The organism is Occultella glacieicola, from assembly GCF_004353825.1.
Lineage (GTDB): Bacteria > Actinomycetota > Actinomycetes > Actinomycetales > Beutenbergiaceae > Occultella > Occultella glacieicola.
Window position 1 is genome coordinate 381,801 of sequence record NZ_SMNA01000002.1, and the last position, 21,178, is coordinate 402,978.

The 21,178-nt window shown below is 72.3% G+C and carries 22 protein-coding genes and 1 tRNA gene; 15 read left to right on the forward strand and 8 right to left on the reverse strand.

The window, feature by feature from the left end:
- Positions 1 to 37 precede the first annotated feature (37 nt).
- The 11 genes from EXU48_RS04690 (at position 38) to EXU48_RS25280 (ending at position 8,796) form a co-directional block, all read left to right on the forward strand.
- A complete protein-coding gene (locus EXU48_RS04690; RefSeq protein WP_133106416.1) occupies positions 38 to 463 on the forward strand; it encodes an OsmC family protein in 426 nt (141 codons plus the stop codon).
- Between the two features lie 79 nt (positions 464 to 542).
- Positions 543 to 1,307 (forward strand): hypothetical protein, encoded by a 765-nt coding sequence (locus EXU48_RS04695; RefSeq protein ID WP_133106417.1) that lies wholly within the window; start codon positions 543 to 545, stop codon positions 1,305 to 1,307.
- An 85-nt stretch (positions 1,308 to 1,392) separates the two neighbouring features.
- The gene (locus tag EXU48_RS04700) at positions 1,393 to 2,190 is read left to right on the forward strand and encodes a thymidylate synthase (RefSeq protein WP_133106418.1); all 798 of its coding nucleotides are present in this window, start codon (positions 1,393 to 1,395) and stop codon (positions 2,188 to 2,190) included.
- Between the two features lie 22 nt (positions 2,191 to 2,212).
- On the forward strand, positions 2,213 to 2,686 hold the full coding sequence (locus tag EXU48_RS04705) for a dihydrofolate reductase (RefSeq protein WP_328591618.1): 474 nt from the start codon (positions 2,213 to 2,215) through the stop codon (positions 2,684 to 2,686).
- Between the two features lie 38 nt (positions 2,687 to 2,724).
- Positions 2,725 to 3,555, forward strand: a complete 831-nt coding sequence (locus EXU48_RS04710; RefSeq protein ID WP_133106420.1) for a DUF4129 domain-containing protein — start codon at positions 2,725 to 2,727, stop codon at positions 3,553 to 3,555.
- Positions 3,552 to 4,049: a hypothetical protein gene (locus EXU48_RS04715; RefSeq protein WP_133106421.1), complete on the forward strand. Its 498-nt coding sequence runs from the start codon at positions 3,552 to 3,554 to the stop codon at positions 4,047 to 4,049. The genes EXU48_RS04710 and EXU48_RS04715 overlap by 4 nt, the downstream gene beginning before the upstream one ends.
- Positions 4,046 to 5,062: an AAA family ATPase gene (locus EXU48_RS04720; RefSeq protein WP_133106422.1), complete on the forward strand. Its 1,017-nt coding sequence runs from the start codon at positions 4,046 to 4,048 to the stop codon at positions 5,060 to 5,062. The genes EXU48_RS04715 and EXU48_RS04720 overlap by 4 nt, the downstream gene beginning before the upstream one ends.
- Before the next feature lie 74 nt (positions 5,063 to 5,136).
- The gene (locus tag EXU48_RS04725; RefSeq protein WP_133106423.1) at positions 5,137 to 6,477 is read left to right on the forward strand and encodes a DUF58 domain-containing protein; all 1,341 of its coding nucleotides are present in this window, start codon (positions 5,137 to 5,139) and stop codon (positions 6,475 to 6,477) included.
- Complete coding sequence (locus EXU48_RS04730) at positions 6,474 to 7,253, forward strand: hypothetical protein (protein WP_133106424.1); 780 nt, start codon at positions 6,474 to 6,476, stop codon at positions 7,251 to 7,253. The genes EXU48_RS04725 and EXU48_RS04730 overlap by 4 nt, the downstream gene beginning before the upstream one ends.
- Before the next feature lie 73 nt (positions 7,254 to 7,326).
- Positions 7,327 to 8,583, forward strand: a complete 1,257-nt coding sequence (locus EXU48_RS04735) for an FAD-binding protein (RefSeq protein WP_133106425.1) — start codon at positions 7,327 to 7,329, stop codon at positions 8,581 to 8,583.
- Between the two features lie 87 nt (positions 8,584 to 8,670).
- Complete coding sequence (locus EXU48_RS25280; protein WP_268958145.1) at positions 8,671 to 8,796, forward strand: hypothetical protein; 126 nt, start codon at positions 8,671 to 8,673, stop codon at positions 8,794 to 8,796.
- Positions 8,797 to 8,864: 68 nt separating this feature from the next.
- Here the strand turns inward: EXU48_RS25280 and EXU48_RS04740 are convergent, their stop codons facing one another.
- The 3 genes from EXU48_RS04740 to EXU48_RS04750 form a co-directional block, all read right to left on the reverse strand.
- Positions 8,865 to 9,410 (reverse strand): hypothetical protein, encoded by a 546-nt coding sequence (locus EXU48_RS04740; RefSeq protein WP_133106426.1) that lies wholly within the window; start codon positions 9,408 to 9,410, stop codon positions 8,865 to 8,867.
- A 76-nt stretch (positions 9,411 to 9,486) separates the two neighbouring features.
- Positions 9,487 to 9,560: transfer RNA gene (locus EXU48_RS04745), tRNA-Met, on the reverse strand.
- Positions 9,561 to 9,647: 87 nt separating this feature from the next.
- The gene (locus EXU48_RS04750; RefSeq protein ID WP_235856831.1) at positions 9,648 to 12,596 is read right to left on the reverse strand and encodes a UPF0182 family membrane protein; all 2,949 of its coding nucleotides are present in this window, start codon (positions 12,594 to 12,596) and stop codon (positions 9,648 to 9,650) included.
- Positions 12,597 to 12,787: 191 nt separating this feature from the next.
- Here EXU48_RS04750 and EXU48_RS04755 point away from each other — a divergent pair, with 191 nt between their 5' ends.
- Entirely contained in the window at positions 12,788 to 13,336 is a 549-nt protein-coding gene (locus tag EXU48_RS04755; RefSeq protein WP_328591619.1) for a PPA1309 family protein, read from the forward strand.
- Between the two features lie 50 nt (positions 13,337 to 13,386).
- Here the strand turns inward: EXU48_RS04755 and EXU48_RS04760 are convergent, their stop codons facing one another.
- Positions 13,387 to 14,556: a YlbL family protein gene (locus EXU48_RS04760; RefSeq protein WP_235856832.1), complete on the reverse strand. Its 1,170-nt coding sequence runs from the start codon at positions 14,554 to 14,556 to the stop codon at positions 13,387 to 13,389.
- Positions 14,557 to 14,643: 87 nt separating this feature from the next.
- Between EXU48_RS04760 and EXU48_RS04765 the strand changes: the two genes are divergently transcribed.
- Positions 14,644 to 16,110, forward strand: coding sequence for a zinc-dependent metalloprotease (locus EXU48_RS04765; protein ID WP_133106427.1), 1,467 nt, complete (start codon positions 14,644 to 14,646; stop codon positions 16,108 to 16,110).
- Positions 16,111 to 16,147: 37 nt separating this feature from the next.
- Here EXU48_RS04765 and EXU48_RS04770 read toward each other — a convergent pair whose 3' ends face one another.
- On the reverse strand, positions 16,148 to 16,675 hold the full coding sequence (locus EXU48_RS04770) for a M48 metallopeptidase family protein (RefSeq protein ID WP_133106428.1): 528 nt from the start codon (positions 16,673 to 16,675) through the stop codon (positions 16,148 to 16,150).
- 104 nt (positions 16,676 to 16,779) lie between these two features.
- On the opposite strand from EXU48_RS04770, the gene EXU48_RS04775 reads away from it, so the two are divergent.
- Positions 16,780 to 17,853 (forward strand): ThiF family adenylyltransferase, encoded by a 1,074-nt coding sequence (locus tag EXU48_RS04775; RefSeq protein ID WP_133106429.1) that lies wholly within the window; start codon positions 16,780 to 16,782, stop codon positions 17,851 to 17,853.
- Positions 17,854 to 17,893: 40 nt separating this feature from the next.
- Here EXU48_RS04775 and EXU48_RS04780 read toward each other — a convergent pair whose 3' ends face one another.
- The 3 genes from EXU48_RS04780 to EXU48_RS04785 form a co-directional block, all read right to left on the reverse strand.
- Complete coding sequence (locus tag EXU48_RS04780; RefSeq protein ID WP_328591620.1) at positions 17,894 to 18,262, reverse strand: WhiB family transcriptional regulator; 369 nt, start codon at positions 18,260 to 18,262, stop codon at positions 17,894 to 17,896.
- A gap of 143 nt (positions 18,263 to 18,405) precedes the next feature.
- Complete coding sequence (locus EXU48_RS24420; RefSeq protein ID WP_165962684.1) at positions 18,406 to 18,570, reverse strand: hypothetical protein; 165 nt, start codon at positions 18,568 to 18,570, stop codon at positions 18,406 to 18,408.
- A gap of 132 nt (positions 18,571 to 18,702) precedes the next feature.
- Positions 18,703 to 20,748: an ATP-dependent helicase gene (locus EXU48_RS04785; protein WP_133106431.1), complete on the reverse strand. Its 2,046-nt coding sequence runs from the start codon at positions 20,746 to 20,748 to the stop codon at positions 18,703 to 18,705.
- A 205-nt stretch (positions 20,749 to 20,953) separates the two neighbouring features.
- Here EXU48_RS04785 and EXU48_RS04790 point away from each other — a divergent pair, with 205 nt between their 5' ends.
- Positions 20,954 to 21,178: a mycoredoxin gene (locus EXU48_RS04790; RefSeq protein WP_133106652.1), complete on the forward strand. Its 225-nt coding sequence runs from the start codon at positions 20,954 to 20,956 to the stop codon at positions 21,176 to 21,178.

A 21,178-nucleotide genomic window follows, 5' to 3' on the forward strand; every position in this document is an offset into this window, starting at 1 on the left:
CACGCGGGTCACGGCTCCGACGTGGCACGATCGGGGCATGGAAGCCACCTCCCCGGGCGCCCTCTGGGCCGACCGCACCGGCAAGCGGACCTACACCGGCCACAACGCCCGCGGCGCACAGGTCCTGATCGGACCCGATGACGCCGAAGGGGTGTTCTCCCCCGGTGAGCTGCTGAAGATCTCGCTCGCGGCGTGCAACCTGATGAGCGCCGACTGGCCGCTGTCCCGGCGGCTCGGACGCGACTTCCGCGCCTCGGTCGGGGTGGAGACCGAGAAGGTCGAGGACGAGAACCGGTACGGCTCGGGCCGGGTCGAGATCGTCCTCGACCTGTCCGAGCTCGACGAGCAGGGCCGGGCGGACCTGGAGGAGGTGGTGCGCCGCGCCGTGGAGCGCGGTTGCACGGTGGGGCGCACACTGGAGGCCGGAATGCCCCACACGCTGAGCGTCACCGACGCCCGTTAGCGCGGGCGCGCCGCCGGGCGACGGTGATACTCGGCGGCCGCGGCACCCGCCATACGTCAGGAACCAACGAGGAGGACCGATGGCACGCAGGGCCAAGGACGAGCGAACCGGCGAGCAGGGCTCGAGCATCCCGGAGCGACTGATCGACACGGCCGTCACCGTGCCGGCCGGGCGGGTGCACGCGTACGTCGACGGCCTGCGGCGCAAGGACCCGAGCGCCTCCCCGGCCGAACTCATCACCCTCCTCGAGAAGCGCTACCTGCTCGCGGTCAGCGGCTCCGGGGCCGCCGTCGGTGCGGCCGCCGCGTTCCCGGTGGTCGGCACCACCGCCGCGGTCGCCCTCACCGCGGGTCAGGTCGGGATGTTCCTGGCCGCCTCGAGCGCGCTCACCCTCGCGGTGGCCGACGTGCACGGGATCGGTGTCGACGACATACACCGGCGGCGGGCGCTGCTGATGAGCTCGCTCCTCGGGGAGGAGGGGCCCAAGCTGTTCGAGCAGCAACTCGGGCTGAGCTCGATCACCTGGGCGAAGGTGCTGCTCACGCGGCTGCCGGTGGCGACCGTCAAGAGCGTCAACAAGGCCCTGCGCGGGCGCGTCGTGAAGGTGGCCGCCGCCAAGGGCGGGTCGATCATGCTCGGGCGGCTGCTGCCGTTCGGGGTCGGCGCCGTGGTCGGCTTCGCCGGTGGTCGACTGATGGGCCGGACGATGATCGAGGGCACCCGCGAGTCGTTCGGCCCGGCCCCGGACCACTTCACCCGTGAGGTGGAGGGCACCGCGGTCACGCTCGGGGAGGACGATCTGTTCAAGGAGCCGTTGCCGAAGGGCAGCGGCACCGAGTCCTGACGCGTCCACTCCGGGGCCGACCCTGATCCGCGCCGGCGGGTGTCGCGGCACCGCCGTCGCGGCCGCGCCGACCTAGACTTACCCCATGCCGGACACCCAGTATGAGGAACTGCTCGCCCACGTCCTGGCCACCGGGGCCGCCAAGGACGACCGCACCGGCACCGGCACCCGCTCCGTGTTCGGTCACCAACTGCGCTACGACCTGTCCCGGGGGTTCCCGCTGGTCACCACCAAGCGGGTGCACCTGAAGTCGATCGTGCACGAGCTCGTCTGGTTCCTGCGCGGCGACTCCAACGTGGCCTACCTGCGTGAGAACGGCGTCCGGATCTGGGACGAGTGGGCTGATGGCGACGGCGAGCTCGGGCCCGTCTACGGCGTCCAGTGGCGCTCGTGGCCGACCCCCGACGGCGGCCACATCGACCAGATCGCCCACGTGCTCACCCAACTGCGCCAGACCCCGGACAGCCGCCGCATCATCGTGTCCGCGTGGAACGTCGCCGAGCTCGACAAGATGGCGCTCGCGCCGTGTCACGCGTTCTTCCAGTTCTACGTGGCCGACGGGCGCCTGTCCTGTCAGCTGTACCAGCGCAGCGCCGACCTCTTCCTCGGGGTGCCGTTCAACATCGCCTCCTACGCGCTGCTCACGCACATGGTCGCCCAGCAGGTCGGCCTCGAGGTCGGCGACTTCATCTGGACCGGCGGCGACTGCCACATCTACGACAACCACGTCGACCAGGTCCGCGAGCAGTTGACCCGGGAGCCGTACGAGTTCCCGACGCTGAAGCTGCGGGCGGCCCCGAGCCTGTTCGAGTACGGCTACGACGACGTGGAGGTGGTCGGCTACGCCCACCACCCCACGATCAAAGCGCCGATCGCCGTCTGAGCCGGCCGCCGTCATGCTCGGGATGATCTGGGCCCAGGCCCACGGCCGCGTGATCGGCCGCGACAACGACCTGCCCTGGCGGCTGCCGGAGGACCTGGCCCACTTCCGGAGCACGACGGCGGGGGACGCCGTGGTCATGGGCCGCCGCCAGTGGGAGTCGCTGCCCGAGCGGTTCCGGCCGTTGCCCGGCCGGCGGAACGTGGTGCTCAGCCGGGACCCCGACTATGTGGCCGACGGCGCCGAGCTGGCCACCACGCTGGGGGATGCCCTGGCCCTCGTCGCCGACGAGGACGCCTGGATCTGCGGGGGCGGCGAGGTCTACTCGCTGGCTCTCCCGCACGCGGACGTTCTGGTCGTCACCGAGATCGACCTGGCCGTCGACGGGGACACCTTCGCACCGCCGATCGGGGCCGAGTGGGAGGTCACGGACGACGGGCCGTGGCGCACCGGCGCCGGCGGGCTCCGGTACCGGATCCTGACCTACTCCCGCCGGTGAACGTGATGGCGGACACACCTGGGTAGGCTGCTCGGACGATGACTGCAGCACGCGGCCGCGGGGCCGGCGACGACGCGGGCCCGGGGCACGCCCGGCCCGCAGACCCACGGCGGCCGATCGTCGCCGCCGGGCGCACCGCCGTGGTCGCGGCCATCTGCCTGTTCGCGGTGCTCGCGGCCACCGCCGTCGGTCCGTGGGAGATCACCGAACGGTGGCAGGTCGGCGACCTCGGCACCGGCGAGGCGCCCACCGTCCCCGCCTCGGAGCAGCCGACACCCGACGAGACGCCCACCCTGCCCGAGTTCCTCGAGGACCTGCCGGTCCCGGACCTGAGCTGGCTCGGTCTGGTCGCGGGGCTCGTGGTCGCCGTCATCATCATCGCGCTCCTCATGCGTTACCTCGCCTACCTGCGCCGACCCCTCGAGGACGAACCGGACGCCCAGGGAAGACTCGTCGGCGGTGACGTCGCCGACGTCGATCCGGACCTGCCCGTGCTCGAGCAGGGCGTCAGCGCGGCGCTGGCGCACCTCGACCAGATCCGGGAGCCGCGGGACGCCATCGTGGCCGCCTGGCTCGCTCTCGAGGACGCCGCGGCCGGCTCCGGTGTGGTCCGGCAACCCGCGCAGACGCCCACCGAGTTCACCGCCGGGGTCCTGGACCGGACCGAGGCGGACCCGCGGGCGACCGCCACCCTGCTCGGGCTCTACCACCGGGCCAGGTTCTCGAGCGCAACGGTCACCGCCGAGGACGTCGCGACCGCTGCGACCTGCCTCGCGGACCTGGCCCGTAGTTGGACGGCGCTGCGGGCTGCGGTCGCCACCGAGGTGCGGCCCGGGCCGGGCCCCGACCGCGAGGAGGGCAGCCGGTGAGCACCCACCCCGACGAACGCCGGCGCCGCTGGTGGGTCTGGCCCGTCGTGGTCGGGACCGGGGCCCCGATCCTCGCGTTCACGATCGGGCTCGACGTCGCTCACTCGCTCATGATCGGCCTCGGCGTGGCCGTCGTGGTTGCGGGTAGCCGGGTGATCGGCCTGGGAGATCAGGCCGTGTGGCCACGGCTGCCGTTCGGGCGCCGCGACGGTGCCCGACGGGACGTCTCCAGCCTGTCCTGGTCGCTGTACGGGCAGCAGCACGAACTGACCGGCTCCGGACGGCGGCGGCTGCGCCGGGTCTGCCTGGACACCCTCGAACTCGGCGACATCCGGCTCGACACGCCCGAGGGCGTCCGCGCCGCCGAGGACCTGCTCGGCCGGCCCGTCACCGAATTCCTGCTCGATGAGGACCGGCCCGCCCCCGACCTGCGCGGCGTCCACCGCACCCTGACCGCCCTGACCAAAGTCCCGCTACGAAAGGCCCATCGATGACCGCTCCGAGCGCCACTCCCGCCGACGCCACCCCCCTGCCGATCGACCAGGTCGCCCGTTCCGGTGCGGCGGTCCTGGCGGAGGTCGGCACCGTGGTCGTCGGCATGGAGGCGCCGCTGCGGATCGCCCTCGCGTCGATCCTGGCCGGCGGGCACGTGCTGTTCGAGGATGTGCCGGGCCTGGGCAAGACGCTCGCCGCGCGCTGCCTCGCGTCGGCCCTTGGACTCGACTTCCGCCGTCTGCAGTGCACCCCGGACCTGCTGCCCGCGGACATCACCGGCTCGTTCGTGTACGACCCGACCACCTCGGAGTTCGTGTTCCGCCCCGGCCCGGTCTTCACCGGGCTGTTCCTCGCCGACGAGATCAACCGGACCGCACCGAAGACGCAGTCGGCGCTGCTCGAGGCGATGGCCGAACGGCAGGTGACCGTGGAGGGCACGAGCTACCGGCTACAGCGCCCGTTCCACGTGATGGCCACGTCGAACCCAGTCGAGTACGAGGGCACCTACCCGCTGCCCGAGGCCCAGCTCGACCGGTTCATGGTCCGGCTGTCCGTCGGCTACCCGCACCCGGACGCCGAGGTGGACGTGCTGGCCCGCCGGGTCGCCCGCCGCCGGGAGGAGGCGCAGGTGCGCTCCGTGGTCGACGCCGCGACCGTCCGTGGCATGCAGGCGGGCGTGGAGGCCGTCGAGGTGGACCCGGACATCCTGCGCTACTGCGTCGATCTCGCGGTCGCCACCCGCGCGCACCCGGCCGTGGAGGTCGGGGCCTCCCCTCGCGGCTCGCAGGCGTTGCTGCTGGTCGCCCGCGCCATGGCGGTCCTGGACGGTCGCGCGTTCGTCACTCCGGAGGACGTGAAGGCCATCGCCGTGCCCGCCCTCGCGCACCGGCTCGTGCTGACGCCGTCCGCCTGGGCGTCCGGTGCCGCGCCGGAAGCCGTCGTGGCGGCCCTCCTCGACGAGGTGCCCGGGCCCGCGAGTGCGGGGGTGGCCGCCGGGCAGGGTCCCCGTTGAGCCCTGTGAGCCCTGTGAGCCCAGCGGGCTCATCGACCCCGGCGAGCCCGACCGGCTACCCGTGGCGGTCGGGGGTGCAGTCGATCGCAGCGGCCGTCATCGGGGCGGGTGCCCTCGCCCTGGGCGTCATCGGGTCAAGGCCCGACGTTGCCGTGCTGGGCCTGCCGTTCGTGCTCGGTTTCGCCTGGGCCTGGTTCACCAGACCCGAGGCGGGCCCGCACCAGGACCTGCGCCAGGGCGCCCACCGCCCGACGGCGGGCACCGACACCGACGACGCGGCATCCGGGCCCTCGATCGGGAACGTCGCCGCCGACCTCACGCTCGACCCGGAGCCGGGCGCCGAGGTGGTCCGGGTCCGCGTGACGAGCCAGGGACATCGGCAGGGGCAGGCCCTCATCGACGTCGGCGGCGGGTCCCGAACGGTCCGGATGCACCTGGAGACCGCACGGACCGGGGTCCAGCCGATGTTCCGCACCGACCTGGTGTGGTCCTCCTACGACGAGACCCTGATCGCCGGCCCGGTCCGACTCGGACCGCTGCGGGTGACCGTGTACCCCACCGCGGTCCCGCTGCGCCGGCTCCCGTTGCCCCGCAGGCTGCAGGGTCTGACCGGACCCCACACGTCGCGGCGGGTGGGCGACGGCACCGACCTGCACGACGTGAACCTGTTCACCCCGGGTGACCGGCTGCGGCGCATCGACTGGCGGGTCAGCGCCCGCCGGTCGCTGGACGTGACCACGGGGCGGCTCGGCGAGCTGTACGTGCGGCGCACGTTCGCCACCGCCGACGCGACCGTGATGCTCGTCGTGGACTCACGTGACAACGTCGGCCCGGACGTCGACACCTGGGGCGGCGGCAAGGAGGCCCGGGTGGACGAGCCCACCTCCCTGGACCTGGCCCGCGAGGCCGCGACGTCACTGGCGAAGCGCTATCTCGACGGCGGCGACCGGGTCGGGCTGGACGACCTCGGGCTGCGACGACGGCCCGTGGCACCCGCGGGCGGGCGCAAGCAATGGGACCGGATCACCCAGCGGCTCGCGACGATCGCCCCCGAGGGTTCACCGACGCCGCGCGAACGTGCCCCGCAGGTGTCCGCCGCGGCGCTGGTGGTGGTGTTCTCCACGTTCCTCGACGACGAGGCGGCCCGGATGGCCCAGCAGTGGCACGCCCAGGCGCACCGGGTGATCGCCGTCGACGTGTTGCCCGAGGTCCGGGTGCAGCACCTCGACACCTATCAGCAGACCGCCTACTCCCTGGTCCGCCTCGAACGTGGGATCCGGCTCGAGCGACTGCGCCGCGCCGGCGTCGAGGTGGTGCACTGGGTCGGTGACCCGGACGGCCACGGTTCGCCGACCCCCGCGGACGTGGACCTGCTGGTGCTGTCCCGTCCCGGGCACCGGATGCGGACCCGATGAGCACCGCCCGTCCCGCCGGTCGTGCTCGGGACTGGATGTTCGGGTGGGACGTGAACACGCCTCGCGAGCGTCCGTTGCCGCCGGTGGAGATCGACGTGGACCGCTGGGTGCCCGCATGGGCCGTCCGGGTGGTCGCGGGGGTGCTCGTCCTCGCCGCAGGGGCGATGCTCCTCACGGACCCGATCGCGATCGCGGTGGCCGCGGCCCTCGGCGTCGGCGTCGCCGTCGGCCCGCAGGGGACGATCCCGCTGATCGCGCTGGCGGCAGCAATCGCGGCGTTCGCCGGTGGCGCACCCTCCCCCGGCGTCGGTGCCGGCCTGCTCGTCTGCCTGCACGCCATGCACTACCTCAGCCGCCGGGTCGCCGGGCTGTCCCCGCAGGCCCGGGTGGAGCTGGCCGCTCTGCGCCGGGGGCTCCTGCCCGCCGTGGCGGTCCAGGCCTTCGCGCAGGCCGTCGGCGTGGTCGTCTGGCTGGTGCCCGGTCCGTCGTCACCGTTCACCTGGCTGGCCGTGCTCGCCCTTTTGGCGATCACAGCGCTCGTCGTGGTGGGGATCCGGTCGGTGCGCGCCGCCGAAACCGGCCCAGGCCCGGACAGGGCCCGACAGGCACGACAGGCACGACAGGCACGACAGGCCCGGCGGGCCGGACCGGCTCGACACACCGACTCCGCACCCCCGGGCCCGCCCGGGGGCGGCACCCCCGCCGACCCTCCGGGGGGCGACACCCCGCCCGATCCCCCACCACCGACCTGGCGCTCCGTGAACCCGGACGCCTGAACCCACGGCGCGGCGCGCACCCACGCCGCCAGCACTCCCCGTCACCACCTCCACCCCGATCAGGAGCATCCCGATGGTCACCCGACGCGCCGCCGAACCCGGCACCACCTGGGCCGGTACCCACACCTATGCGGCAGCGAACCTGTACACCCCGGACACCCTCGACGAGGCCCGGCGCATCGTCGCGGGCTCGACCCACATCCGGGCGCTCGGCAGCCGGCACTCCTTCCACGACCTGGCCGACTCCCCGGGCGACCTGATCAGCATGGACCGGCTCGACCCGGACCTCCGCATCGACGCCGAGGCCCGGACCGTCACCTTCGGGGCGGCCGTGCGCTACGGCGACCTCGCGACCGCCCTCGACGAAGCCGGCTGGGCGCTCGGCGCGATGGCCTCGCTCCCGCACATCTCCGTGGCGGGAGCCACCGCCACGGCGACCCATGGCTCCGGTGACCGGACCGGGAACCTGGCCTCCGCCGTCGTCGCTCTGGAACTGATCACCGCCGACGGTGAGCTGCTCACGCTGCGCCGCGGCGATCCGGACTTCCCAGGCGCCGTGGTGCATCTCGGCGCCCTGGGCGTCGTCACCCGGATCACGTTGGCCCTCGAGCCGCGCTACCAGGTGCGGCAGTGGGTGCGGCGTGAGGTGCCGTGGGAGGACCTGCTCGGCGACTTCGATGCGATCACCTCTGCCGCGCAGAGCGTGAGCGTGTTCACGCGGTTCGCCGAGATCGCCGGCCGGGTCTGGATGAAGAGCCGCGAGGAGACCGAGCCGGACGTCCCGTGGGGGGTGCGAGCCGCCGTCGAGCAGCACCCGATCGACGGGCTCGACCCGGTCAACTGCACCGACCAGCTCGGCCGGCCCGGCCCGTGGTACGACCGGCTGCCGCACTTCCGGATGGGCTTCACGCCGAGCGTGGGCGCCGAGATCCAGAGCGAGTACCTCGTGCCCCGGGCCCACGCCGTCGCCGCGATCACTGCCATGCGTGGCCTCGATGAGCAGCTGGCGCCGGTGCTGCAGGTCTCCGAGATCCGCACCATCGCCGGCGACGACCTGTGGCTCAGCAGCACCGAGGGCGGGGACCGGGTGGCGTTCCACCTCACGTTCGCGCGGGAGCCGGACGCGGTGAGGGCGCTGCTCCCCCGGATCGAGGACGCCCTCGACCCGTTCGACGCCCGCCCGCACTGGGGGAAGTGGTTCACGACGTCCCCCGAGCGGCTGGCCGCCCTCTACCCGCGGCTGGGTGACTTCGTCGACCTCGCCGGCAGGCTCGACCCGCACGGGTGCTTCCGCAACGACTACCTCGACCGGACGGTGCTGCCCCGCTGATCCGGACGCCCAAAACCGCCCTACCCCGAGCGACACGGGATTACCCTGAGGATCACGAACGCAGGGGCAGTCAGCAACGAGGTTGAGATGTCACCCAGGATCGAGCCGAAGCAGCAACACACGAACGACGACGACCCCGCGGGTCAGCCGCCGCTCGGCGAGGTCACGAACCCGTACACGGTTCCGCACGAGGACGAGCCCGAGAGCTCCTGACCGGGCGCCGGCCCGCGCGAGCCGCCTGACGGGGGCGCGCTCACGCGGGCCACGCTCCGGGCCGCGGGTCAGCCGGCCGGAGCGACCCAGATGCTGGCCGGGGCGCCGCTGAGGGTCTCGTTGCCCGACGGGTCACCGACCCGCTGCAGATGCGGGGTCGCACCCTCGCTCGTGGCGACGCCGCGCGCCCGCGCCGCCTCGACGATCCGCTCCCGGAACTTCGCCCAGTCCCCACCACCCTGCGGGAACTGCTGGAACTCGATCGTCTTCACCACGGCGAGGCGCACCCCGCCCGGGATGTCGGTCAGGCGCAGGTGGACGTCGTCCCGGTCCGCGAACGTCACGTGCCAGCGACCCGGCCCGACGGCGGTCGCCTTCTTCGGCTTGACGGTCACCGCCGCGTTGATCACCTCGGTCGCCGTGTCGGCGTCCGTCTGCAGATCGAGCGTGGTGGACAGCGCGTCGAGCGCCGCCGGTAGCCGCTTCGCGGCGAAGGCCTTCCCGGCGTCCTCGCCGGCCTTCTGCGCCCGGCTCGTGAGCAGCCCCTTCCACAGGGGCGAGGCGAGCAGCACGATCACGAGCAGTGCGATGCCGATGAGTTGCCAGGTTTCCACGCGATTCCTCTCCTGAGCAGCGGGCAGACAGCACTCAGGCCCGGAACCCTGCTGGGTTCCGGGCCTGAGTTCTTTGTGGCGGGGGCAGGATTTGAACCTGCGACCTCCGGGTTATGAGCCCGGCGAGCTACCGAACTGCTCCACCCCGCGTCGGTGAACATAACCTTACGGGTCCGTTTCCGCTGGGGCAAATCCGCTCGGCGTGGCGCCGGTCACACCGACGCCACGCCCGCGCGTTCAGCCCGTGGTCTCGGCGTCGGTCGGTTCCTCGGTGGCGCCGTCGGCCGGCGGCGTGGTCCCGGCCAGCTCCTGCTCGGCGGCCACCGCGTCGGCGATCGCCTCCTCGAGCCGGGTCTGGGCCTCCCCGTACGCGGCCCAGTCACCGCTCGCGAGCGCCTCGTCGGAGTCCGCCAGGGCCGTGCCCGCCGCCGCCAGCGCATCGTTCAGCCGCTGCTGGGCGTCGGCGTCCGGCGTCTCGGTGCCGTCGCCGGTGCCGTCGCCACCGCCGGAGCCAGCGCCCTCGTCGGGTGCCGGGTCGACGTCGGCATCCCCCGCGTTCGCGCCGGAGTCGCCCTCGAACACCTGGTCGAGCGCCTGGTCGAGCGTCTGGGCGAACCCGATCTCGTCACCGAACGCCACCAGCACGCGGCGCAACAACGGGAACGACGTCCCGGTCGAGGACTGCACATACACGGGCTGCACGTACAGCATGCCGCCACCGACCGGGAGGGTCAGCAGGTTGCCTCGGAAGACCTGGGAGCCTCCCCGCTCGAGGATGTTCAACTCATTGGCCGCGGCGGTGTCGGAGTTGAAGTTGTTCTGCACCTGACCGGGTCCGGGCACGGTCTGGTCCCGGGGCAACTCGAGCAAGGTGAGCGTGCCGTAGTCCTCGGCCACCTCCCCCGGGGTGTTGCCGGACTCGGCATTCACCGCCAGGAACCCGGTGAGCACGTTCCTGGTGTCGTCGTTGAGTATGAACGAGGAGGTCAGCGAGAACGACGCCTGCTCCTGTCCGGGCAACGCCATGGTCAGGTAGTACGGCGGCTGGGCCACCTCGCCCTCGCTGGCTGGGTCGTTCGGAACGCGCCAGAAGTCACCACCGGAGAAGAACGTCGCCGCGTCGGTCACGTGGTAGCGCGCGAGCAGCTCACGCTGGACCTTGAACATGTCCTCCGGGTAGCGCATGTGACTCATCAGGTCGCCGCTGATCTCGGAGATCGGCTGGATCTTGCCGGGGAAGATCGCGTCCCAGGTGGCCAGGATCGGGTCCTCGGGGTCCCAGGCGTAGAGCGTGACGGATCCGTCGTAGGCGTTCACCACGGCCTTGACGGAGTTGCGGATGTAGTTGATGTACTCCGGCAGCGCCGCGACCGGCACCTCCCCGGACTCGCTGAGCGAGTCCGTGATCGCGGACTCGAGCTCCTGGCGGGCCGAGTACGGGTACTCGTTGGACGTGGTGTAGGCGTCGACGACCCAGACGACCTCCTTCGTGTCGTCGCCGTCGGTGTCCACGACGGCCGGGTAGGTGGAGCCCTCCAGGGTGAGGAACGGCGCCACCCGGGCGACCCGCTCCAGCGGGTCCCGGTTGTAGAGGATCTGGGACTCGGGGGTGACCCGGTCCGAGAACAGGATCTGCTCGCTGCCGAACCTGGCCGCGTACAGGGCCTGGTTCCAGATGTTGCCGATCGACGGACCGCCCTCGCCGGTGAAGGTGTAGTTGACCTGACCGTTCGGGGCGCTGTCGTCCGGGTAGTCGAGTTCCCACGGAGTGGTGCCCTCGGGTGCCCCGACGATCGAGTACTCCGGGGAGTTCGGGCTGAAGTAGATCCGCGGCTCGTACTCGCCGAGGTCACCGGTGCTCGGGATGCCCCCTTCGAAGAACGCCGGCCGGCCGTCCGAGGTGGTCGTGTTCCCATAGGCGGCGACGACGCCGAACCCGTGCGTGAACACCGTGTGGTCGTTGACCCAGTTGTTCTGACCCGAACCCTCCAGGTCCAGGTCCCGGACGGCGATCACGGTGTCCCGGCTCTCGCCGTCGATCGTGTACCGGTCGACCGAGAGGGTCTCGGGGAAGTTGTAGTACTGCCGGTTCTGCTGCAGCTGCCGGAACGTGGGTGAGACCACCTGCGGATCCAGCAGTCGGATACTTGCCGTGGACTCGGCGTCCTCCCGCAAGGCACCGGCGGTCGCGACCGTCTCGGCGCTGTACGGCTCGACCTGCACGTCGGTGAGTCCGAACGCCGCCCTGGTCGCCTCGATGTTGCGCTGGATGTACTCCGCTTCGAGGTTCTGCTCGTTCGGGCCGACCCGCACGCCCTGGATGATGGCCGGGTAGATGCCGCCCACGAGGATGGCCGAGACCACCATCAGGGACACCCCGACGGCGGGCAGGCGCCAGTTGCCGCGGACGCCGGTGTAGATGAACAGGACCGCGACGAAGACGGCGACTCCGGCGAGGATCGCCTTCGCGGGCAGCACGGCGTTGATGTCGGTGTAGGACGCACCGCTGAACCGCTCGCCGTCGTTGGACAGCAGCGAGTACCGGTCCAGCCAGTAGTTGATCGCGATCAGCAGCGTGAACACCGCGGCCAGGACCGCCACGTGGATCCGCGCCGGCCGGGAGATCTTCTCACCGCGCCCCATCGGCTGCAGCGCCCCGTAGAGGTAGTGCGTGAACACCGCGGCCACCGCGCAGAAGAACGTCGTCGTCATCAGGAAGGAAACGACGAACCGCAGGAACGGCAGGCTGAACATGTAGAAGGAGAGGTCGATGCCGAACTGCGGGTCGGCCGAGCCCCAGTCCTGACCGTTGACCGCCAGCAGCGCGGTCTGCCACTGGGTGCTCGCCGCCGAGCCCGCGAAGAAGCCGGCCAGGATCGGGCCGCCGATGAACGCGATCCGGCGCAGCGGCTCGAACGCCTCCCGGTACCGGTCCAGGTCCTGCTGCTGCTGGGTGGTCGGCACGTACATCGGCCGGTGCCGGTACGCCAGGAACAGGTTCAGCCAGATCGCGCCGCCCATCACCAGGCCGCCGGCGAGGAACAGCAGCGCCCGGGTGACCCACTCGGTCCGGATCACCTCGCTATAGCCGACCTGGTCGAACCAGAGCCACTCGGTCCAGAACCGGGCCAGGATCAGGAACGCGACCACGACCCCGACCAGGACCAGCAGGGTGGGCAGCAGCACGCCACGTCGGCGGCGACCCCCGCTCGGGCGGGCGGATCGACTGGCAGCGAATGACACGGGTGGCACCTCAGGGGGCTTGGGTCAGGACGGCGAGTGCGGGCACAGCGCTGGACGGCGTGCTCTCACACCTCACAACGCACGAGCCCTCCTGGAAGTTTCGCATACTCTCCCGACGCTGCGACGATGGGGGCGTGACCACCGAGATGACCCCCCGCGAACGCTCCCTGACCATGGCCGTCATCGAGATCGAGCAACACTCGGCCGCGGCCGGGTGGGACGCCCCCGTGAGTGTGTTCGCGCTGATCCGCACGGCCGAGGCCCTCGCGGACAACCCTGCGCTCGCCGAGGAGTTCCCGCCGGAGGTGATCGACGCCGCCCGGCTCGACCCGGAGCACCTGACCTCCATCGAGCAGGACGGTCTGCCCGAGTCGGAGAACCTGGAGGAGTTGCTCGCCCAGCTGGCCTGGCCGGAGACGGTGGCCGGTGCCGCGATCGTGGTCGAGCGGATCGTGGTGCCCCCAGAGGCCGAGGCGAACATGCCGCAGGACCCGGCGGCCGGCGTGGACTACCTGATGAACCACCCGGAACGGCAGGACGTGCGGATCGCCGCCGGCCGGCTGCGGACCGGGGAGAGCTGGTGCGCGCTGCGTTCCCGTGCGAACGACAGCGACGACGCCGTCGCCGGCGGGCCGGACGCCGTGCCGGGCCTGGTCGAGGCCCTGGCGGCGACCTTCCACTGAGTCCGGGCGGGCTCGGCCGACCGGGCCCAACCCGGTCATGCCGAGTTGGGTCAGTCCGCGGTGCAGACCGGCAGGTCGGCGGTGTCCCCCGCCGCGATCGCCTCGACGGCGGTCTCCGCCTCCGTGAGGGTGGCGACCCGGAACACCTCGAGGCCGTCCGGGACGTTGCCGACCACCTCGGCGCAGTTCGCGGCGGGCGCGAGGAAGAAGTCGGCACCGTCACGCTCGGCCGCGTACATCTTGAGCGTGATGCCGCCGATCGGGCCGACCTCCCCGGCCAGCGACATGGTTCCGGTGCCGGCGACGATCTCACCACCGGTCAGGGCGCCGGGAGTCATCTGGTCGATGATGCCGAGCGCGAACATCGTGCCGGCGCTCGGGCCGCCGACGTTCTCGATCCGGATGTCCACGTCGACCGGGAAGTCGAAGTCGGCACTCAGGTAGATGCCGAGCAGGCTGCCGCCGGCACCGTCGTCAGAGGTGACGATCTCGACGTCGGTCGCCACCCCGACGCGGTCGACCCCGAGGGTCACGGTGGTGTTCGGCGGGGTCGCCGTGAGCGCGGCGTCGAGGTCGGCGTAGGTCGTGATCGTCGTCGTCGGCAGGTCCGGCGTCCGGATCGAGGTGATCACGTCGCCCTCCTCTACCTGACCGGCGGCGCCCCGGTCCGGGTCGGCACCGGAGATGGTCAGGGTGGCCGGCACCTCGTAGCCGAGCGCGGTCAGCGCCGAGACGGTCGCGTTCTCCTGCGACGTGGACATCTGCTGGGCGCCGATGAGGTCCTGCTCCTCCTGGGTCAGCGTGGGGTCCACCGCCGTCTCCACCGGCACCACCTTCCGCCCGGCGGACAGCCAGCCACGGATCACGCTCCCGACGTCCACCGGGAACCCCGGACCACCGGCCGTCGTCACCGTGGTCAGCCGCAGTTCGCCCTCGGTGGGGTAGGTCTCGGCGCCCTCGACCGTGATCAAGGGCACGTCGTCGACCGAACCGAGCGTGTTGAACGTGGGCCCGGCGCCCTGGACCGCGAACGGCACGGGCTGCAGGATCATCGTCAGCAGGAGCCCGAAGGCGACCACCCCCGAGACGGTCATGGTGACCGAGCGGGTCGTCAGCCCGAGGCGCCGGCGCAGGCCACGCCACCGGCCGCCGAGGCTCGGCGGTGCCGGGTCCTGGAGCGGTTCGGGGTGCATCACGGACTCGGGCGCCTGCATCGACATTCCACCATCATCCCCTGAGCCTGCGCCCTGAGCGAAAGCCACCCGCTCGGGCATCGCATCCCTACGCCGGTGTGGTTACCGTGAGGCATGACCGAGCAGACCCCGTCAGGCCGCGAGGAGTGGCGCCGCATGCTCGAGCAGATGCTCGGGCCGGAGGCGGCCGAGGAGGCCATGCACGCCCTCGAGGCCAGCGGCGTGGATCCGGAGCAGTTCGCTTCGGTCGCCGGCATGCCGCAGAACCCGCAGCAGATGGCGGCGGCGATGTCACAGATGCGGCAGATCCTGTCCGCTGACGACGGCGGCGCGTCCGACTGGCGGATCGCCCACGACGTGGCCCGGCAGGCCGCGCACACCGGTGGCGATCCGAGCGTCTCGGCAGCGGACGCGGCGAAGACCCGGTCCGTGCTCAGCGTGGCCGATCTCTGGCTCGACGCGGCCACCGAACTCCCGCCGTCGGGCGGCAAGCAGTACGCCGCCTCGCGCGCCGAGTGGGTGGAGCGGACCCTGCCCACGTGGCGCACCGTGGCCGAACCCATCGCGACGTCGGTGGCTGACGCCCTGGCCACCATGATGAGCGCCGAGGAACTGCCCGAGGAGGCCTCGGCGATGCTCGGTGGGGTCGACATCGGCGCCATGATGCGCCGCCTCGGCGCCCTGAGTTTCGCCATGCAGGTGGGCCAGGCGGCCGGCACCCTGTCCCGCGAGGTGTTCGGCGGGACCGACACCGGACTGCCGCTCCTGCCCGAGCCAAGCCTGCTGCTGGTGCCGGCGAACCTGCGCGAGTTCGCGGCCGACCTGGATGCCCCCGAGGACGAGGTGTGGCACTTCCTCGCGGTCCGGGAGGCCGCCCATGCCCGGCTGTTCGCCCACGTGCCGTGGTTGCGCGGCCACCTGCTGGGCGCCGTCGAGCAGTACGCCCGCGGCATCGAGATCGACCTGGCGCACCTGGAGGAGCAGGTCCGGTCCATCGACCCCACGGACATGGACCAGCTCCGCAGCGCCCTCTCCGGCGGGATCTTCGCCGCTCAGCACACCCCGTCCCAGGAACAGGCGCTGTCCCGCCTGGAGACCGCCCTGGCGCTGGTGGAGGGCTGGGTCGAGGAGGTCACCGCGAACGCGGTGGCCCCCCACCTGCCCCACCACGTGCCGTTGCGGGAGATGCTGCGCCGGCGCCGGGCGGCCGGTGGACCGGCCGAGGACACCTTCCACACCCTCGTCGGCCTGGAGTTGCGGCCGCGGCGGGCCCGGGACGCCGCGTCCCTGTGGGCGCTGGTGGCCCGCGAGCAGGGCCTGCAGGCCCGGGACGCCCTGTGGTCCCACCCGGACGTGATCCCCAACGCGGCCGACCTCGACTCCCCGGCCGGCTTCCTGGCCCGGCGTGCCCTCGCGGCCCAGGAGGACCACGACGTCGACGCCGCACTAGCGGCCATGCTGGACGGCGAGCTCGGGTATGAGGCCGGGGCAGCCGAGAACGACGGCGGCGGGCGGGAAGGTACCGAAGGCTCGCCCGAGGATCGGGGCGGGGCCTCCGAGCCCGACGGCGACCGGGACTGACCGGGCCACGCCACCCGGCGGGCCGGGCTGCGGCGACTCAGCCGGCCGGCAGGTCGCGGGCGTGGGTGACCCCGAGCAGGAAGCCGCGGGCCCGCTCGGTCTGCGGGTAGCGTCCGACCAGGTCCCAGAAGTCCGGGCCGTGGCCCGGGACGAGCAGGTGCGCCAACTCGTGCAGGAGCACGTAGTCGAGCACCCACTCGGGCATGCCCTGGGCCCGGTCGGAGATCCGGACGGTGCGGCGCGCCGGCGTGCAGGAACCCCAGCGGGTGTCCTGGTTCGCGACCCAGGCCACCGACGCCGGCGGGGTGAGTCCGTCGAGGTAGGTGGCACACAGGTACGCCGCGCGCGCGGCGAGCGCGTCGTCGGACGGTCGGCGGCGCTGGTCGGAGGCCGCCATCCGGCTCAGCATCCTGGCGACCCAGGCGTCCTCCTCGGCCCGGGTGAACCGGCTCGGGATCGCCACCACGGTCCGGCCCGCCTCACGGTAGGCGGACACGGTCTTGCGACGGCGGGTGCTGCGTCGCACCTCGACCGTGCCGTGGCCCTCGATCTCCCGCTCGCTCATCTCGGCTTCACTGTGGCACAGCACGACCCGGTTATCCACAGCCGCCGTGACTTCCACGACCGGCTCGCGCGCGCCGTGGCACGCTCGGGTCCGAGGGAGGGGACATGCGACTTCACGACGGATTCGAGGTCTACTGGCGATCGCCCGGAGCGTCCCAGGTGGGGCTGGACCCGCGCTGTTCGGTGCTGCTGGAGGAACTGAGCGACGGCGAGCAGCGGGTGCTCGAGGCCCTCGGTCGGGAGATCGACCGGGCGGCCCTGCTCACGCTCGCGAACGCCCACTCGGTGCGCACCGTGGACGTCGACGCCATGCTCGAACGTCTCCGGACGGCGGGGGTCCTGCGGGAGGACGACGAGCAGAGCGCCGGCTCTGGTGCCGACCCGGATGCCCGGTACTGGCGGGCGGCCGAGGTGGCCGGGATCGAGGGCCCGGGCCCGCGGGTCGACCGGGTGGTCCAGGTCTGCGGGGTCGACCAGCTGGGCCTTCGGGTCGCGGGCATCCTGGCCCAGGCGGGCGTCGGGTCCGTCCTTCTGCAGGACCGGTCCCGGGTGCGGCCGGAGGATGTCGGCGCCGGGATGTTCCGCCCGGGCGACGTCGGCGTCAACAGGGCGGAGGTGGGGCGGTCGGTCCTGCGCGCTGCGGATCCGAAGGTGCGGGTGAGCGTGCCGCCCGGCACCCGTCCGGACCTCGTGGTGGTGGTCGAGCACGGGGTGGTCGACCCGGTGCCGTTGCGGGCCCTGATGCGCGAGGACGTCGCGCACCTGCCGGTGCTGGTCAGGGAACTGGACGTCGTCGTCGGTCCACTGGTGCGTCCGGGGCTTGGCGTCTGTCTGCGGTGCGTGGACCTGTACCGGTGCGAGGCGGACCCACGCTGGCCGGCGGTCGCCACCCAGGTGGCGGCCCGCCCGCCCGCCGGGGTCGAGACCTCGCTCGGGTGGTCGGGTGCGGCGGTGGCCGCGGGCCAGGTCCTCGCCGTTCTGGACGGGCGGCCGGCCGCCGTCGAGGGCGCCGGGGTGGAACTGACGGCGTGGGACCCGGTCCCGGTGGTACGCACCTGGCAGGTGCACCCCGAGTGCGGCTGCTCCCCGGCCGCGCTCAGCGCGCCGTCAGGTGGTTCGACCCGGCCGGCACGTGGTTCGACCAGGCCGACCGGGTCGGCGAGGGGCGGGCACCGGTGACCGGTACCCGCCCCTGCGCGGTGGCGTGACCCGCCGTCGCTCAGGCCGCCGAGGAGTCCCGGCGGGCGGACGGTGCGTACGGGTCGTCCTTGCGCGGACGGCCGCGGCCTCGCTTACGGGCCACGACCTGACCGTCGATGAAGACCTCCCCGCCCCAGACGCCCCACGGCTCGTGCCGCTCGATGGCGCCTTCGAGGCACTCCTTGCGGATCGGGCAGGTAACGCAGAGCGCCTTGGCGCGCTCGACGTCGGCGCCTTGTTCGGCGAACCAGAGGTCCTGGTTCCGCGCGTCCTGACACGGCAGCGGCTGGTCGCCCGAGATCGGGAGGTCGATCGTCTGCTCGGGTAGGGGCCAGGTCGTGGCCGATCCCCCGAGGGAGAGTTGATCGAGAACTGATGTGAACTGCACGAGATGCTCCTGAGGCATGGTGTGTGGGTCGACCGGTGGGGTACCGGGTCTGTCACAGACCGGGGAGATCTATCCCTGGAGTAGTGAGAAGAGCCGCGGACCCTTGATGGGCTCCGCGGCTGGGACTCAGTGCAGTGCTGCTGCTAACTGATCCTGGCGGCGGAGCCGGGCATGGCTGTGCCGGGAACGGCGATACCGATGGGCGCGATGCCGGCCTTGCCGGCCGTGCCGATGGCACGGCCCACAGTGAACACAACGAAGCGCGGTCGGAGATCGACGCGGGTGACGGTGACGTCAGACAGATTCATCAATTGTGTTCACTCCCTTCAGGCCTTGGGGGCTGCTTGTCGCTGGCTAGGCGCAACCCATCGATCAGGAACGTGTGACAGCCTACGTCCCCGCGCCCGCGAGGCCCAACCTTTTATCGAACTTTCTTCGAATCAGTTTTCGCCGGGGTCCTCACCGCGCACGACGGCGAGGATCTGAGGGCCGTAGGCCTCGAGTTTCGTGGGGCCGATCCCGCGCAGGATCGCGAGGTGCCGGAGCTCGCGCGGCTGGGCGGCGGCGACGGCGATCAGGGTGGTGTCGTGCAGGATCGTGAAGGGCGGCTTGTCGATCCGTTCTGCGACGCCGGCCCGCCACCGCCGCAACCGCTCGACGAGTTCGGGGTCCGCGTCCTGCGCGGCGATCGCGGAGGTCAGGGCCGCCCGACGCCCGGCCCGGGAGTCCGAGTGGCGCCCCTGGCGGCGCCCGCCGGCGTCCTGGTCCGGCCAGATCCCGTCCAGGAACCGGGACCGCTTGCGGGTGCCCCGCCCACCGGTGTTGCGGGACCGGGCGTAGGACAGGTGCAGGTGCTCGCGGGCGCGCGTGATGCCCACGTACAGGAGCCGGCGCTCCTCCTCGATCGCGTCGTCGCCCTCGGCGAGCGAGATCGGCAGCAGCCCCTCGCTGACCCCGACCAGGAACGCCGCGTCCCATTCCAGACCCTTCGCGGCATGCAGGGACGCCAGCGTCACCCCTTCCACGGTGGGCGCATGCTGGGCGGCGGCGCGCTCGGACAGCTCCGCCACGAACGCCGGCATGTCCGCCCCGCGGGCCGCCGCGAGTTCGTCCGCGAGCCCGACCAGTGAGTTCAGCGACTCCCAACGCTCCCGGACCGCGCCGCGGGCGGCGGGGGCTTCCGGCTCCCAGCCGACGCTGCTCAGCACGTCCCGGACCAGTTCGGGCATCGGGGTCTCCCCCTGGCTCCGGGCGGCCCCGCGTAGCAGGACGACGGCGTCGCGCACCTCCTTGCGGGAGAAGAACCGCTCGCCGCCGCGCACCAGGTAGCCGATCCCGGCGCCGCTGAGCGCCTGCTCGAACGCCTCCGACTGGGCGTTGGTGCGATACAGCACGGCGATCTCGCTCGGCTTCACACCGCCGCGGACCAGATCCCCGATCCGCGCGGCGACCGCGCGAGCCTCGGACTCGTCGTCGTCGTAGGTCTCGAACCCCACGGCCGGCCCGGACGGCCGTTGCGCCCTGAGCTCGACGGCGGCGCTCGAGCGCGCCACACCCGCGCGGGCGAGCACGTTGTTCGCCAGCGAGACCACCTGCGGTGTCGAGCGGTAGTCGCGGACCAGCCGCACGACCGTGGCCCCGGGATGCCGGCGCCCGAACTCGGTCAGGTAGCGCGGGCTCGCACCGGTGAAGGAGTAGATGGTCTGGGAGACGTCCCCGACCACGCAGACCTCGGACCGCTCACCCAGCCAGAGCTCCAGCAACCGGTGCTGGAGCGGGGAGACGTCCTGGAACTCGTCGACGATGAAGTGGCGGTACTGCTTGCGGACCTCGGCGGCGATGTCCCCGCGCTCGGCGAGGATCCCGACCATGAGCAGGAGCACGTCCTCGAAGTCGATCACGTGCCGCTCGGTCTTGGCGTCCTCGTACACCGAGAGCAGCCTGGCGACCGTGGTCAGGTCCTGACCGGCGGCGCCGGCCCGCCCGGCCCGGGCGGCGGCCGCGACGTAGTCCTCGGCGGTGACCATGGAGACCTTGGCCCACTCGACCTCGGCCGCGAGGTCCCGGATGGCCAGCCGGTCCACGGTCACGCCGAGCCGGCCGGCGGCTTCGGCGATCAGCGGAGCCTTGTGCTCGACGATGCGCGGGATGCCACCGCCGATCGCCGCCGGCCAGAAGTAGGAGAGCTGGCGCAGGGCCGCGGCATGGAACGTGCGGGCCTGCACCCCGGAGACCCCGAGGTCGCGCAGGCGGGCGCGCATCTCACCGGCCGCGCGCGCCGTGAACGTCACAGCGAGCACCGTGGTGGGGTTGTACACGCCGGTGACCACCCCGTGTGCGATCCGGTAGGTGACCGCCCGGGTCTTGCCTGTCCCGGCGCCCGCGAGCACGCACACCGGACCGGTGAGCTGGGCGGCGACGGCGCGCTGGTCCTCGTCGAGGGCGGCGAGCAGCTCCTCGGCGCCGGGCAGGGTGGGTACGGACATCACCGATGATTCTCGCAGCCGGCTCCGACACCGGCGTGCGCCATCCACAGCATCCACAACATCCACAGCAGCGGAACAATCGGACGGGGTCCCTGGTTCGCCTCCATGAGGACACCGTGCCGCCGGAACATCCGAGCGGCGCCCACCGATCGCAATCCGGAGGATTCCGTTGAGCACCACCGCACCCGAGGCCGGCACCATCACGATGTACAGCACCACCTGGTGCGGGTACTGCCGTCGGTTGAAGACGCAACTCAAGCGTGCCGGGATCGCCTACACCGAGATCAACATCGAGGAGGATGCGGGCGCCGCGGCGTTCGTGGAGCAGGTCAACGACGGGAACCAGACGGTGCCCACGATCCTGTTCCCGGACGGATCGGCGGCGACGAACCCGTCGCTCGCCCAGGTGCAGGAGCGCCTCGGGGCATGA